This window comes from Trinickia terrae (genome assembly GCF_005144415.1).
Taxonomy (GTDB): domain Bacteria; phylum Pseudomonadota; class Gammaproteobacteria; order Burkholderiales; family Burkholderiaceae; genus Trinickia_A; species Trinickia_A terrae.
In genome coordinates, this window is the sequence record NZ_SWJE01000005.1 from 197,788 (window position 1) to 212,513 (window position 14,726).

General features: G+C 59.3%; 14 protein-coding genes, 1 tRNA gene and 1 pseudogene. 8 read left to right on the top strand and 8 right to left on the bottom strand.

Annotated elements, in window-relative coordinates; genetic code table 11:
- Positions 1-35: 35 nt before the first annotated feature.
- From FAZ69_RS33225 to FAZ69_RS33570, 4 genes are all read left to right on the top strand, one after another.
- A tRNA-Ala gene (locus FAZ69_RS33225) sits at positions 36-101 on the top strand.
- 585 nt (positions 102-686) lie between these two features.
- Entirely contained in the window at positions 687-1,016 is a 330-nt protein-coding gene (locus tag FAZ69_RS10290) for a helix-turn-helix transcriptional regulator (protein ID WP_136893987.1), read from the top strand.
- A 3-nt stretch (positions 1,017-1,019) separates the two neighbouring features.
- Positions 1,020-1,997, top strand: coding sequence for a replication initiator protein A (locus tag FAZ69_RS10295; protein WP_136893989.1), 978 nt, complete (start codon positions 1,020-1,022; stop codon positions 1,995-1,997).
- A gap of 468 nt (positions 1,998-2,465) precedes the next feature.
- A complete protein-coding gene (locus tag FAZ69_RS33570) occupies positions 2,466-2,756 on the top strand; it encodes a hypothetical protein (protein ID WP_240702173.1) in 291 nt (96 codons plus the stop codon).
- 122 nt (positions 2,757-2,878) lie between these two features.
- On the opposite strand, the gene FAZ69_RS10305 is transcribed toward FAZ69_RS33570, so the two are convergent.
- The 8 genes and pseudogenes from FAZ69_RS10305 to FAZ69_RS10340 all read right to left on the bottom strand — a co-directional run bounded on the left by FAZ69_RS10305 (position 2,879) and on the right by FAZ69_RS10340 (position 9,763).
- Positions 2,879-4,729 (bottom strand): ATP-binding protein, encoded by a 1,851-nt coding sequence (locus FAZ69_RS10305; RefSeq protein ID WP_136893992.1) that lies wholly within the window; start codon positions 4,727-4,729, stop codon positions 2,879-2,881.
- A gap of 146 nt (positions 4,730-4,875) precedes the next feature.
- Positions 4,876-5,673, bottom strand: a complete 798-nt coding sequence (locus tag FAZ69_RS10310; RefSeq protein ID WP_136893994.1) for an endonuclease — start codon at positions 5,671-5,673, stop codon at positions 4,876-4,878.
- Positions 5,670-6,935: a DNA cytosine methyltransferase gene (locus FAZ69_RS10315; protein WP_136893997.1), complete on the bottom strand. Its 1,266-nt coding sequence runs from the start codon at positions 6,933-6,935 to the stop codon at positions 5,670-5,672. Before FAZ69_RS10315 ends, FAZ69_RS10310 begins: the two co-directional genes overlap by 4 nt.
- A gap of 79 nt (positions 6,936-7,014) precedes the next feature.
- Positions 7,015-7,425, bottom strand: a complete 411-nt coding sequence (locus FAZ69_RS10320; RefSeq protein WP_136893999.1) for a very short patch repair endonuclease — start codon at positions 7,423-7,425, stop codon at positions 7,015-7,017.
- A gap of 9 nt (positions 7,426-7,434) precedes the next feature.
- Positions 7,435-7,692 (bottom strand): annotated as a pseudogene (locus FAZ69_RS10325) (tyrosine-type recombinase/integrase); the annotation flags it as partial.
- Positions 7,640-8,188 (bottom strand): type I restriction-modification system subunit M N-terminal domain-containing protein, encoded by a 549-nt coding sequence (locus tag FAZ69_RS10330; protein ID WP_206171188.1) that lies wholly within the window; start codon positions 8,186-8,188, stop codon positions 7,640-7,642. The pseudogene FAZ69_RS10325 and the gene FAZ69_RS10330, both read right to left, overlap by 53 nt.
- Positions 8,189-8,222: 34 nt before the next feature.
- The gene (locus tag FAZ69_RS10335) at positions 8,223-9,122 is read right to left on the bottom strand and encodes a helix-turn-helix transcriptional regulator (protein WP_136894001.1); all 900 of its coding nucleotides are present in this window, start codon (positions 9,120-9,122) and stop codon (positions 8,223-8,225) included.
- 194 nt (positions 9,123-9,316) lie between these two features.
- Positions 9,317-9,763: an SRPBCC family protein gene (locus FAZ69_RS10340; RefSeq protein ID WP_136894004.1), complete on the bottom strand. Its 447-nt coding sequence runs from the start codon at positions 9,761-9,763 to the stop codon at positions 9,317-9,319.
- Between the two features lie 370 nt (positions 9,764-10,133).
- Between FAZ69_RS10340 and FAZ69_RS10345 the strand changes: the two genes are divergently transcribed.
- The 4 genes from FAZ69_RS10345 to FAZ69_RS10360 all read left to right on the top strand — a co-directional run bounded on the left by FAZ69_RS10345 (position 10,134) and on the right by FAZ69_RS10360 (position 14,706).
- Complete coding sequence (locus FAZ69_RS10345; protein WP_136894006.1) at positions 10,134-11,222, top strand: SGNH/GDSL hydrolase family protein; 1,089 nt, start codon at positions 10,134-10,136, stop codon at positions 11,220-11,222.
- 73 nt (positions 11,223-11,295) lie between these two features.
- Positions 11,296-12,444, top strand: coding sequence for an amidohydrolase family protein (locus FAZ69_RS10350; RefSeq protein WP_136894008.1), 1,149 nt, complete (start codon positions 11,296-11,298; stop codon positions 12,442-12,444).
- Between the two features lie 137 nt (positions 12,445-12,581).
- The gene (locus FAZ69_RS10355) at positions 12,582-14,411 is read left to right on the top strand and encodes a carbamoyltransferase family protein (protein WP_136894010.1); all 1,830 of its coding nucleotides are present in this window, start codon (positions 12,582-12,584) and stop codon (positions 14,409-14,411) included.
- Positions 14,404-14,706: a hypothetical protein gene (locus FAZ69_RS10360; protein WP_136894012.1), complete on the top strand. Its 303-nt coding sequence runs from the start codon at positions 14,404-14,406 to the stop codon at positions 14,704-14,706. The genes FAZ69_RS10355 and FAZ69_RS10360 overlap by 8 nt, the downstream gene beginning before the upstream one ends.
- Positions 14,707-14,726: the final 20 nt, after the last annotated feature.

Below are 14,726 nucleotides of genomic sequence, written 5' to 3' on the forward strand. Positions count from 1 at the left end.
TAACCCCTTGAATCATAAGATCGTTTGCACGGTCTGGAAGCTGGGAGAGCGTCGCGTTCGCAATGCGAAGGTCGGGAGTTCGATCCTCCTCCGCTCCACCAAGAATTCGTTTAAAAACAACGCACTACGTCTTGCGATGTAGTGCGTTGTTTTGCATTTGGATGCAGATTTTGGCACATTGTGTGTGCCAAATTTGTGCCATCGCTATCCCGCCGCATGCCTTCCCATCTGCATGACACTGCCGCACACTGCTGGTAGACTCTCATTGCCCGAGAAATTTGGGTTTGCCGCGCGCTGAAGACGTACAGAACGGCTACGAGACAAAAGCAAAGGATGGATGCGGGTAGCGCCGCTCGCATCTAAGAAGCGTGGAGCCACGGACTATTCAGCAGCACCCACCATAAGCGGAATTGGTGGGAGAGCAAGAAAGGATGCCCTATTGGGCAATCGCCAGGAGCGTATCCCGCCGGTCCGGATGAGGACGGTTTCAACAAAAGGTTGATACGCACCAGGAGAGCGGGCAAGCGAACGAGGGGGACAACCCCGCCGAAGTTTTGAGACCGATGCGATGTCGGCCCTCTGCAGCTCAATCGAGCAACGCAAGGTCGTCTAGGCCAAGACTCGGTTCCGCGGACCTCATCCGACTTGGCTGGTCATTGACCAGTCGGGATCGGAGGCGTTCGCCCATGAAATCGCTCCTGACAGTAGAACAACTATCGCAGTATCTGCATAAATCCGTCGCAAGCATTCGTAGCGACGCGACGCGCAATCCCCAGTCCCTTCCACCGATTTGCCGCCTGCCGGGCACCAAGCGGTTGCTTTGGCGTCTGGAAGACGTCGAGCAATGGTTGGCGGCTCATGTCGAGGGTCTGTCTCGCCCAGCGGTCTCGGTTTTTTCCGATGAACCGCAACCACGCCGAGGCCGCCCTACCAAAGCCGAGCAGGTTGCGCGGCAGCGGACCCTGCATCGCAAGCGAGCCAGCGTCTATTCCATCGAAGCTACGGCCGAGGTGTGATCGATGCAAGCTTTCATCGTCGAAGCGACGCCGCTGGCGTCGCCGGGCGAGGTTTGCGATGCGTCTGCATCGACGTATTCACGCCTTGCACCACTCAGGCACCGACAATGCGATTTCTTCGTCGCGGACATTCTCGATGCTTTGCCAAAGGACGACCTGGCAAGCATGGAGCACCCGCTTTTCGCCTTGCGCGCTGGCGACCGACGCATACGTGTGTACGAACGAAAAGAGACAAGGATAACGGTAAAGCCTGGAGTTGATGGTTGTGCGACGATCCACGACAAAGATCTATGGATCTACTGCATTAGTCAGTTGGTCGCGGCGAAGAACCGTGGTCGCGATATCACTCGCACGGTGCGCTTCACGGCTTACGATTTCCTGCATTCGACAAATCGCGACACCAGTGGCCGTGCCTATATTCGCATGGGAGAGATGCTTGCACGACTCACCGGCACACGCATCGAAACCAACTTCGAGACGGCGGGCAAACGCGAACGTGGGTTCTTCGGATTGATCGATTCCGCCAAGGTCATCGAACGCGGCGGAGGCGACCGCATGGTAGCCGTGGAAGTAACCTTGCCAGATTGGCTGTTTCGCAGCGTGGACGCCATGCAGGTGAAGACCCTTTCGCAAAACTACTTCCGTTTGCGCAAGCCATTGGACCGGCGCATCTACGAGCTGGCCCGCAAGCACTGCGGCGATCAACCAACTTGGAAATCTAGTATTGCCACGTTGCACGAAAAGAGCGGCAGCGCCGACAAGCTTTTCAAGTTCCGGGCAGCCGTCAAGGCCCTAGCGCTGTCCGGTGAGTTACCCGACTATCGCATGGCCTACGATCCTAAGTCCGACCACGTGACGTTCTATGCCAACGGCCCAAAGGGCTATCGGGCCGAGATCGCAGACATGATGAAGGGCTTGCCTCACACCCCGGCCAAGGCTCGCGAGAAGGCGCATGCTCGTAAGCTCGGTGGACTCAAATGATGCTGAAATCGCGTGCCGGCAGTTGTGGATAACCTGCTCTCGCCTGTGAATTACCACGTGCCTTTAGGGATGCAGCCAAGTGGATTACACGTGCCTTTAGGGATGAGCCACTTCGTGCTTTTAGGGATGAGAACATCCCCATGAGCCTTGCACCGCAAGGGCTTCAAGAACCGTAACGCGCGCGCGATTTAACTCTATATAAACCTTAACATCGGAGTCGTGTTTAGGGGGGCGTGCAAAGCCGTGAGTCTCGGCGGAAGCCCTCATTCTTTGTCTAATTTGCGCGCCCAGCCCGCATTGCGATTTGGTTCGTATCTTGTTGCCGAGAGCTACGCCCGATGACATTCGAGCCAGGGCCGGCCGTTTAACCGACGCGTAATATCCATCGTCGATAAGAATGAATAAGGAATATTCTTCTTATCGACTACCGCAATGGGGCCCATTACATCGAACCGAGCCGGAGCGACCATGACTGAAAGCAGCAACGGAGGGCAGTCGAGCCCCAACGTCACTTCGGAACCGAGCGACAAGGCTGCGAACGCGGCCGGCACGTTGATCGAGGATGCTTGGAGCGAGCAGGATGCCATCGCAAGCCGTTCCGCCTCGTCTGATGTGCCACAGCCAACCTTCCTAGACGATGACGGCCCCGACCTCGATGTTCCTCTGTTCATTACGAAGGCCAACGCCCGCGAACTATTCGGTCTACGCCCCGGCGAAACTGTAGCCCAGGCGTTAGCTCGCAAGGACGAGGAATACTAGGCGTGGACTCGCCTGCGATTAGAAAATCCGAATCCACGGTCTGGCTCCGCCGAGTTCGTTAACAACAGGCGACAACGTGAAGCGTCAGTGCGGTCGATCAGTAAGTCCGCGATCTCCATCCGCTAGACGAGCATCGCGTGGATCCTTTTGAGCCAGCCCGATACCTCGCCGGCCGCATCTATCTCCGCAAGTCTGGCGGGGCTCATTTTGGCGGCGGCGTCGCGGTTGAGGCGCTTTTTGACCCGATTGACCTTGTCGCCCAACTCCTTGGCGTCAGACAATACGTCCGCCCATGGCTTCGCGCTACCGGACGACTCGTGAACAGACTTCGCCACGATCAACGGAACATCGCAGGTATCGGTATAGGCGACCACGATACCGTTCATGCCTTCCGCGATGGCGCCCGCGTGCAAATAGTTTTCGAGTTCTCGTTTCGCTGTTATGACAGCCCAAGATCCGTCGGTGCGTGCGTTGACCGTATTGCATTCCGCTTGATACTTCGGCGGGATAGCGTCGTCACGATCATAGATATGAATTTCTGGAAGTTTCAGGTTTCGCAGATAGTGTTTCGCAACCCATTGTTTGAGCGAGCCTCCGCCGAGAGGGACAAGTGCGACGCGGTTATCGTTGGTAAAGTCAACGACATCAACCATACTTGGTTTCAGCATGGAACTGATACGCTCAAGGAATTCGATATCGTTAGTTCCTTCGACGAAGACCAGTGCTTGGACCCGCCGATCAGGCAGGACGCCGAGTTCGTTTGCAATGGTGGCCAAATCGTCGTCAGTGCAATGAACGACGGTCGCCGTACCGTCGGCCTGTTTTCGCACACACCGCAAGCTATCGCTTGGCAGAAGCCCGGCTAGCCCCGGCGTGTGGGAAGTGACCAGAACTTGTGTGTTCTCGTCTACGGCGAGTTCCTTAAGCGCCTGGACCAGCAAGCGCTGGTTGTCGGGGTGTTGCGACGTTTCCGGCTCCTCGATCGCGTAGATGACGCTCAATGCGCCTTTCTCTGTCCGTCGTCTCTCTGCTTCGGCCCGGAAGAAGTTCAGGAGAATGAGGCGGCGAACACCGCTCCCGCGCTTATTGATGGGTATGTCATTGTCGCCAACAAGGCCAAATTTGAAGACATCCCATTTCGGGTCGGTCTTGAAAAATGGTTTAAGCTCGCTCGCCAGCCGAGCATCCATCTCGTTCAATTTTCCCAACGTCCGCTTCGCGACATCCTCTGCCCGAAGTCTGACCGCATCTTCGATCTTCTTCAGATCGTCCGCCATCTCCTTCAACGCTTGTGTGATCGCGAATTTGAGTGGGCTTTGAACCTCCTCGTCGCCGTCCTGACTCGGTCGGTCCGAGCGGAATAGCGCGTACATAGGAAGCTGCGGCCTGAGCTGATCCCAAACCTTCTTGGCATCCTCCTTGTCGAGCGGTAGCAGCCGGCGCTCTGGCACTAGCGGTTGACAGGCAATACGGATCGCTTGCCGCATGCTCCCGTTTATCGCCAAGTTCACGGTCGACTCGTCGATGCCCAGCTTTTTGATTCTGGTTTTCAGGTCGCTGTTTTTGAGCGTGAGCAGATCGGCGGCATCGGCATTAGTCGGATGCAGAGCAGCCGCGAAAACCGCTTCTTTCGGGGTTTTGCTCGAACAGTCCCACTCCTTAATGATTTCCAGCTCGCCTTTTTCGTTCAGCAGATGCTCGGCAGCGAGGGACGTGTGGGCAGCGGCGTCGAGGACGATGTCGATAGGCAGGCTTGTGAAGGCGCAGCCGATGCGGATCGTCGTGCCGGTCCCGTGCACGCATGCGTCGCCGCGTTCCGGTTTGCCATCGTTAAAGAAGATTTCGAGTGCTTCCAGGATCGTTGATTTGCCCGCGTCGTTCTTGCCAATGAAGGCGGTCAGATCGTCGACCTCGATCCGGACGCTTTGGGCGTATCCACGGAAATTTTCAAGAATTACAGCAGCGAGTTTCACAAAGCCCCCCGACGAATGTGGTTCACCGAATTAGCAGTTTCCTAACGCCTTAAATTGCTCGAAATACGTCTCGCCCTACAACTACGTCGATGGATCTGAGCCACTCGGAGAGTGGCTGGTCGCGTAACGGCTGCGGCGGCCGCGAGCTACGTCCGGTAAGCGACGATCTCGCCTTGATCGAGATCTCCCGCCGGCACCAGCTTGTAATGCCGCTCTTCGACGACCTTGAGCCGATCGCCCTCGATTTTTAGCTCGAACAACGCAATTTGATCGCTACTGATGAATTGAGCTGAGATTGGTCGGCATCGCAACGTCGGATACTTTTGTACGCACCAAGCCGTATCCTGCGCGGTTTGCACCGTCGAAATTTGGTCGTTGCCCCCCTTTGCTTGTACGGGGATTACATAGTGGCAACCATACTTGTCGAGACCGACGTAAAGTTCGTCGATCTCGATTTGCCCCATACCCTTGACGCTGGTGCGCAAATGGTTTTGAAGCGAGAACGTAGTAAGGCCAAGGAAAATGTCGATGAGCCGGTTGTAACGCACCTTGGCGAGCAGTGCCTGCTCATCGTCGAGCGCGTAGGCCGCGATGATTTCCGGCGTGCTATCAGGGATACGAATAACAGCGAGATTCGGATTCGGCACGATGCGATTGGCGGTCGCTAGCCGAAAGCGGTACTTCGAACGTCCTACCAACTCGATAATCCATTCGCGTTCCTTCGGTTGCGTGGCGATGACCTTCGCCGGCATGGGGACGCGAAATCGCATAGCATAGATTACGTCGCCCAAGTTGTCGGGCAGGACGATGTCAAGCTCCTCGGCAGCATCTTTGAGCGCCTTGCGCTCGAAAGGAATCTCGGTAGCGCCTTTGCTGTATCCATCAAAAAAAATTTTTTCGATGAGCTGGTGATAGCGTGTGGGACCTTTGACTTTGTTGTTCATGCCTCCACCGCTTCCGTTTCGTCCTCGTTGAGACGTTCAGCAGGACGTTGGCGCCGGCCGATGACGGTGCTAGGCACGCCGAACATGGCGGCCGCATCGCTCATCGAAATCCCAATCAGACTTTCCTCGCCCAACGCTAGGGTTTCGGTGGGTTTTTCAGGCTTCTTTTTCAAGGCCTTCATAATCTGAGCGCCGACAGCACGTCCAAGCATAGGAGGTACGCTGTTGCCGATCTGCCTGAACCCGTGCCATTTGGTCGCATGGAAACGGAACCAGTCGGGATAGGAGTGCAACCGTGCGGCTTCGCGTACCGTGATGACGCGGTGCGCAGTAGGATGGATCGGTCGCGGCGACGTAAAAGCACCCCGGTCACTTGCAGTGCCGGCACGGAGTGTGTTGCAGACGCCATCGAGGGCCAACTTCTTGAAGCGACTGACGGGTTCCACGTCGCCGGGGGCGGTGGCCGCGAATCGGCTTCTAGAAAGCTCCGTATGCTCGGTTAACAAGGAGGCAGTCAACAGGGAAGCATCGAACTGTCGCCGATAGCTAAAGTCAGTGGGGTCGTCTTTTTTGCCGCGCAGGTACGCCGCATAGGCCGAGGGTTTGCCGTACTTGGCCTTTGTCCAATCCCGCTCCCACAACGCGGGAAGGGTCTCGGCGTCCGGTATGTCGCCGATCGCTTCGGCAACAGTCGTGTGCCCAGTGGGTTGGGGGTAGGTCGGCAGGGCTAGACCTTTGCGTGCACCCATAAGGATCAGCCGTCGCCTATCTTGGGGCACACCGAAATCGGCAGCATTAAGCACCTTGTAGTTCGTCTCGACGTCGTAGCCGCCCTCTTGGAAAGCTTCGATAATCTCCTGTAGAAATTGTCGATGCTTCCCGATTGTCAGCCCCTTCACGTTCTCGAAGACGAAGTATTTGGGCTTAAGCTCCAAGACTACTCGGACGTAATGATGCACGAGCTGATTGCGCGAGTCGTCGAGAGCCCGCTTGCCAATAAGCGAAAAACCTTGGCATGGTGCGCCGCCAACCACAACGTCGATATCGCGCTTGCCAATGCCCGCGCGGCTTCGCAGTTCGTCGCCGGTCACTTGTATGACGCTCTTGCAAATGGTGGCGCAATTGGGGAAGTTGAACTTGTGAGCGGCGGAGTGAATGGGGTCTATGTCCACCGCGGCTACGATGTCGAAACCGGCTTGTTCGAAGCCGAGGCTCAGGCCGCCGGCTCCCGCGAAAAGGTCGATCCCGATAGGGCGAGTCATAGGTGATGATCCCTGTTATTGGTTGCAATTCGTTGCCCGCGAGTTTACGCGAAAACGATCGCTTTGTCGATCGCAAATTTCACTCCGTATCGAGCAGTGCTCTCAAGCGCGCAGTCAGAGCGTCGAGATCGACCAGCTCGCATTGCCAAACGACGGCCACGCGCCAGCCAGCCTGCTCCAGCGCGGCCTCCTTGCGTGCGTCACGGCTACGGTTAGCGGCAATTTTCGGTCCCCAGTAATCGAGGCGCGATTTGGGCAATTGGCCGATGCGGCAACCGTGTCCATGCCAGAAGCAGCCGTGTACAAATAGCGCAAGACGGCGGCTCGGGAATACGACATCGGGCGTGCCGGGCAAGTCCTTGCGATGCAGCCGAAAACGATATCCAAGGCGATGCAGCAGAGAGCGGACAATCATCTCTGGCTTCGTGTCCTTGCCTTTGACCTGCTGCATGAGGTGTCGGCGTTGCTCGGGATTGAGGCGGTCTGTCAAGATCGAGCTCTACAGGAGGCGTTTGGCTAGATCCTCGGCACGGGGATGGTAGTACCGCATGAGCATCCGCGGGTCTTTATGGCCGGTAATCTTCGTCAGCTCGTGCATCGGAAAGATCGACGCTAGCCGGGAAGTAGCTTCGTGCCGCAGATCATGGAATCGGAGGTCCGTCAGGAACTTCGCATCAGCTCGTCTTCCGGCCTCTTTGCACTCGTCAAGGTAGAGCTTTCGTGCGCGCGCTACGGCTCGTTCGAAGGCTCTGGTAACCCATCTGCAAATTGCTGATGACCTTGGGCGAGAGATTGATATCTGCCGAGCAGAACTCTTTGATGATCAGGTAGAGGCGGTTGGCTTCATCCAGCTTTGCGATTTCGGTTTCAAATTCGAACTTATCGAAGATGTCGCGGGCGCGCAGGGAGAATCCCTGAATGTAGGCGATCAGGTTGCCCGCGATGTTGGGTGCATCGCCCAGCAGCTTTTCAAACGTGAAGCCGCTAGTGTTAAACAGCTCTTGCTTGCGGTCGGTGGCAGCAATGCGCGAAAGAGCCTTTTCCAGCGCGGGCCCAGTGATGCCTTTGTGCTCCAGACGCTTTTTTTCGTCCAGTACCTTCTGCTTGTTCTCGGCCAGCACCAGATCGAAGCGGCGCAGAACAATCAGCGGCAGCATGACGCGGCGGTACTGCGGTGGACGGTAGGGGCCGCGCAGCTTATTGGCAATATTCCAGATGAACCCGACTAGGTTTTGGTGTTGTGCGCTTTGCATGAGGTTTCTAAATACTGTCTAAATTTGTCGATTGCTATTTCTTCACAGCGCTGACCGGTGGTTGATACCCCGGCGCGAGCTTTGCGTTCTCTACCCCGTACAAGGCCAACGGGTCGCTCAGCCAAAGGCGGTACTGTTCTTCTTTAAGACTGTGATCGGGCGACGCATCGACGCTCCAGCGCAGGAGCATGTAGCCCGCGACTGCCGCGCGCACACGCATTCGGATCGAGTCGTCGGTCATGCCGTAGTCCATCCTGATGATCTCGGGGCGGGCGAGGCGCGGGTGCGGCACCAACTCCAACTCGACGATCCGCGTCCACTGAATATCGCTGTCAGGGCGCTCGTTGGCCTTGGGATTTTCGTCGACCAAGGTTGGTGCTTCGATTCGCGTAACAGCGAAATCGCGGAACTCGCCGCTCTTGCGATCAAACGCGCGAACGTGCCAGCGTAGGCCGGTGTCAACTAGCGCGAAGGGAACGATGACTCGCTCGGACTCTCCGTTGCTCATTGAGTGGTAGCGGATGGCGACCGGACGCTTAGCATGAATGGCTCGGCAAATCGGAGCCAGTACGTCCATTCGGGGGCCGCCTAAAGCAGCAGGCGACTCGCAGGGGAGCATTGACCGTGACTCGCCATTCACCCCATCACCAAACCCTAGGGCGAGCGCCGACAGCACGCGCTGCGATCCGTGCTCAAACAACGGGGCGAACTCTTTACCGATTCGGTAGATCTTGTTGCTGCCGTCGAACTCAATGTTCTTTGGGGCAACCTCTCGGTACAACGCCAAGTCTCTTGTCGCACCTGCAGGTGCCACGCCAAATCGACTGGTCAGATCGGGACGGCCGATTTCTCCCAAGAAGTAGAGCCGGAAGTCGATGTAGGCTAACCGCTCGCGTTGGGCGTGACTTAAGCATTCGACGCGCTGAGGGTGCATGGCCAAGCGCTCCTCAACTGCCGCAAACGGGACCAAAACCGACTTCAATCTTGCTCATTTAGATGAGAACTATATCATCAAAATGATGACATTATGCGCTAGGGTGCAACTTTGAGCAAGCGGGGCCAAATCGTGCGATTCACGTAAATCTGTGGGACACGGGTTCGGGTCCCAATCCGTGCCGGCCCTAACCTTCACCCCGGAATTTCCGTCCCCACCAACAATGCAAGCTGCGCCAACGACTCCTGCCACCCCAGATAACAAGCTTCCGCAGGAATAGCCTCCGGTATCCCTTCCTGGACGACATTCAACTCCGTCCCAACAACCACCTTCCGCAGCGACACCGTCGTCTGCATCACCCCCGGCAAGTTCGGATCATCGAACTTATCCGTGTACCGAATACGCTCATTCGTCACCAGCTCGAGATACTCCCCGCCAAAAGAGTGTCCATTGCCCGTAGTGAAATTCCTGAACGACATCCGAAATCCGCCGCCTACCTTGGCGTCCAGTTGATGGACCGTGCAGGTGAACCCATACGGCGGAAGCCACTTCGCAAGCGCGTCAGCCTCCAAAAACGCCCGATAAACCCGCTCAGGCGTAGTACGAATCACACGATGCAGCCGAACAGTATTTGCAGACATGGTCATCTCCGAAGAAAGCAGAGGAAGGTCCCTCTGATCCTATACGACGAATGAAGCCCTGCGGAATCGACAGCCCGCCGCCCCGCCATTCCCGCCACTCTCCCCACCCTTTGGCGCCAAACCACGATACTCACCGCACGCACGCGTGCGGAAATCGACTAGGTGATGGCGTCTCACAGCGAAGCCGCAGGCGTACCTTCTCGTTTACTTACAGCGCAGGCCGCCTGTCAGGCGGCCTGCGCGACGCGTGCGCGCAACCTTGAAACGAAGGCCGCCTAACTCGTCAATCAGGATGACTACAAAGGTCACTCACTAATTCATGTGACAAAAACAACATCAAATACCAACAACCCAGGAGACCAAGAAAACCATGAATGCGCGCACACAGGCCCCAGAAGCGCCTGGTCTGCACCGCCGTCTGATGCAATACGACCCGCTCATCGGCTACCGCTTCGCCCCTGGCCTCAAGGTCCGCATCCCGCACGAAGGCGGCGGCTACCTCGTGAAAACCAACCGCGACGGCTTCCGCTGCGATCACCAGGTGACGCCCCGCAAAAATCGCCCGCATCGCGTACTGGTCTTCGGCGATTCCTACACAGCGGGCGACGGCGTCAGCAACGGCAAGCGCTACTCCGACGTTCTAGAGCAGCAGCTGCCCAACACCGAGGTACTCAACTTCGGCCTGAGCGGCAGCGGCACCGACCAGCAGTACCTGATCTTCCAGCAATACGCCGGGCAAATCGACTATGACGCCGTCGTCATCAGCGTGCTCGTCGAAAACATCCAGCGCAATGTCCTGAAGGATCGCGGCTGGGCAGATCGCGCCGGCGAAGCCATCCGCGTGCCCAAGCCCTGGTTCGAGTTCACCGCCGGCGGCGGGCTGGCCCTGAACGGCGTGCCGGTCCCGCAGCCTTACAAGGCGGACGTATCGTCCGAGCCGCGAGCGCCAGGCGGCCTAGGCGCGCTGCGCTCGAGCGTCCGCAAGATGGTCAACAAGCTCGGCCCCGATTTCAAGGACCTCTGCCAGCGGCTCACAAAGTTCCAGCCGCTCCCGGAGTACGGCTCCCCGAGCAACGAGGGCTGGAAGCTCATGCGGGCCATCCTCGAAAAGTGGGTGTCCGAGCTCGAGGTGCCGGCGGTGATCGCGGTCATGCCGGTCTATCAGTACGTCGAGGAAACGGCCAGCTACGGCGGCATCAGGAAGCGTTTCGACGAGCTCGCGCAGTCGATCGACGTGCCGGTCCATCACGTCGTCGACGACTTGCTGCGTCACCCCGCCGACATGAGAAGGCAGTTGCGTTTCCGTAACGACTGCCATTTCACGCCGATCGCGCACAAGCTCGTGGGCCAGGCGCTGGCGAAGGTCGTAGCGCCGTTGCTGGACGCGAGCACTTCTGTCGATGCGAATGCGGCGGCGCCAAGTCCCACGGCCGCCGCGATCGCGATGCACGGCAGGTGAGGCGAGCGGGCGATACCGGGAAGCAGGGGATTGCAGCGGCAGGCAGGCTAGGCGTCAAGCACATGAGGGGCATATGGACGTTCTCGAAACCGGCGCTTGCGGAACAGCTGGATGGGCGATCGTCGATACGCTGTACTTCGATTCGTCGCGGCATCGCTTTGTGCGCGGCGACATCGAGATCGAAGGCTCGCGCATCGCGCGGGTCTTGCCGCCGCGCACCTCGCGCTGCGCCTCCAAGCTGGCGGGCGATACGACGGTGTGTCTGCCCGGCCTGATCGATTCGGATGCAGGCCCGGGCCACGAGGACTGGAGCCGTTATTCGCAGGAACTCGCCGTGCACGGAGTCACGACGGCGGGCGTGTTTTGCGGGAGCCTAGCCGAATGCGCTGAGTGCTGCGGGCCCGAAAGCGTGCGCCGGCTCCTCTATGTCGAACTGGAAGAAAAAGGCGACAGCCCGGCAGCGAGCCAGCGCGCGCTGGAAAGCTTCGTTCGCGTGGTGAATTCGCTCAAGCTCGCGCGCTGCGAAGTGTTTCCCGCCGTGGCGCCAAGCGAGATCTGGTCTTCGGCGACGCTGCTCGCCGCCGCGTCGATCGCCGAGCGGCTGGGCCGGCGGCTGTGCGTGCGCCTCAGTTCGACGACCGGCGACGCGAAGCGCTATAAGGAAACGCGCTATTTCACGGAGGTGGGGCTGCTGTCCTACCTGTCGCTGCTGTCGCAGGCGACGATCTTCAACCTCTCGCAACTGACGCGCCGCGATGTGGCGATGGTGAACGAATCGTCCGCGAACGTGGTGTGCGCGCCGGGGGCAGTCAGCGAGCTGTTGCTGGAGGAGCACTTTGCGCGCTTGTCGCTGAAGGATCGCGCTTTGGGATTCGCGCTCAGCCGTCATGCGGTGTCGCGCGCGGATCGCTACGAGTCGCTCGTGGTCTTGTCGACGGCGTTGATCCATCAATCGGGCGATGCCGCGGCCACGTGCGACGTGGTAGTCGATGCGTTGACGTGTTCGGCGGCGCTGGCGCTCGGCATCGCGAACATCGGCGCGATCGCAGCGGACATGAAGGCCGATCTGTGCCTGTTCGACCGGCCGGACGATCTCGCGGAGAACGGCGACAGCCGCGACTTCATCAAGCTGCTAGCACGTAGCAAGCCGCGCGATGTGCTGATCGACGGCGCGCCGCTGGTGCTAGATGGCGCTGTCGTGCGCGAGCGGGAGCAAGCGTAAGCGATGGCGCAAATCCATCGTGCCATGGCGCACATTCTTGCCCGAGGAACGTGCCGACAATGAAGCGCGGCGCCGATTCGGCAAGCGAATTCACGACAACACGGCGAGCCGATTGTCATCGTCGATGGGGGAGAACCATGTCCAGGTATGTGCTAGGCGTCTCGGCCTTCTATCACGACTCGGCCGCGGCGGTGCTGAGAGACGGCAAGATCGTCGCCGCCGCGCAGGAAGAGCGGTTCAGCCGAAAGAAACACGACCCGCGTTTTCCGCGCGGCGCGATCAACTACTGTCTCGAAGAAGCGGAGATCGACGGCAGCGACCTCGCGGGAATCGCGTTCTATGACGATCCCGCGCTGACAGCCGATCGCATCATCCGCTCGTCGATTGCGTTTGCGCCCGGGGCGGAGCCGTTCTTCACGCGCGCGGTCCGCTCGTTCTTCGGCGTGAAGCCCTATTTCAAGGAGCTGATCGAGGAGATGCTGAACTGCGAGGTGCCGATCTACTTCGCGAGGCATCACTATTCGCACGCGGCATCGGCGTTCTTTCCATCGCCGTTCGAAGAGGCGGCGGTGCTGTGCGTCGACGGCGTCGGCGAGTGGTCGACGACGAGCCTCGGCATCGGCCGCGCGAGCGAAATCGAGATCCTCAAGGAAATTCGCTATCCGCATTCGCTCGGTCTGCTCTACAGCGCGTTCACGTTCTTCTGCGGCTTCAAGGTCAATAGCGGCGAGTACAAGCTGATGGGCCTCGCACCTTATGGCAAGCCCATCTACGCGGGGAGGATCAAGGAGCACCTGATCGATATCAAGAGCGACGGCTCGTTCCGGCTGAATCTCGACTTCTTCGATTTTCACCAGGGGCTCACGCTCACCAACGAGCGTTTCCATCGGCTCTTCGACGGACCGCCGCGCGTGCCCGAGTCGCGCATCACGCAGCGCGAGATGGACCTCGCAGCTTCCATTCAAGCCGTGACCGAAGAGGTGATGCTGAAGATCTCGCGCACGCTGCGCGACCTGACCGGTGCGGCGAACCTGTGTCTCGCGGGGGGCGTCGCGTTGAATTGCGTGGCCAACGGGAAGATCCTGCGCGCGGGCATCTTCGACGACATCTGGATCCAGCCGGCCGCCGGCGACGCGGGCGGCGCGATCGGCGCGGCCTATCTCGCCGACTTCAACATGCTCGGCGGCGCGCGGCCCGCGCTCGACGGCGCCAGGGATTCGCAGCAGGGGAGCTTCGTCGGCCCCGAGTACAGCGACGATGAGATCGTCACGTTCCTCTCCCGATCGGGCGCCGTGTATCACCCGCTGGACTACGCCGATGCGGGCGCCGCGAAGATCGCGGGCCTGCTCGCCGGGCAAAAGATCGTCGGCATGTTCGCGGGACGCATGGAGTTCGGTCCGCGCGCGCTCGGCGGTCGCTCGATACTCGGCGATCCGCGCGCGGCGACGACGCAGTCGCGCATGAACCTCAAGATCAAGTTCCGCGAATCGTTCCGGCCGTTCGCGCCGATCGTGTTGAAGAGCCGGGCCGCGGACTATTTCGAGCTCGGCTCGGACAGCCCCTACATGCTGATCGTCGCGCCCGTCAGGGAGGCGCACCGGCGCGTGCCGGAGGCGTCGTCCGATCCCGAGGACATGCTGCAGATCGTCAACGCGGTGCGCAGCACGGTGCCTGCAATCACGCACGTCGACTACAGCGCGCGCATCCAGACGGTGGAGGCGGACGTGAACCCGCGCATGTTCTCGGTGCTGAAGGCGTTCGAGGCGCTGACGGGATGTCCGCTGCTCGTCAACACGTCGTTCAACGTGCGCGGCGAGCCGATCGTCTGCACGCCCGAGGACGCCTATCGCTGCTTCATGCGCACCGAAATCGACGCGCTCGTGATGGGCAACTACATCCTCTATCGCGACGAGCAGGCGAGCGTCGAAGCCGACGACTCTTGGAAGAAGGAGTATCAACTTGACTGACGCTGACCTTGGAAAATTCTTCCGCTCGAAGCTGGCGGGCACGAAGCCGCAGGTCGAGCCGTTCGTGCGGGCGAAGACCGATCCCGCGTGCGCTTCGTATTTCCTCGATGTCTTCGAGCCGAAGCCGATCGTCGTCGAGGAAGACATGATCGAGGCGCTGATCGCGATCTGGCGCTCAGAGGGGCTCGATGCGCTGGCGGCGCTCGAGCCGGAGCTGCGCAAGATGGCGAAGGCGCTGCGTGCGCCGGCCGAAGAGAGCGAGACCGTTTCGCAATTCGTCTATGCGATGTATTGAGGCGGTTTTTTCGGCGCTAT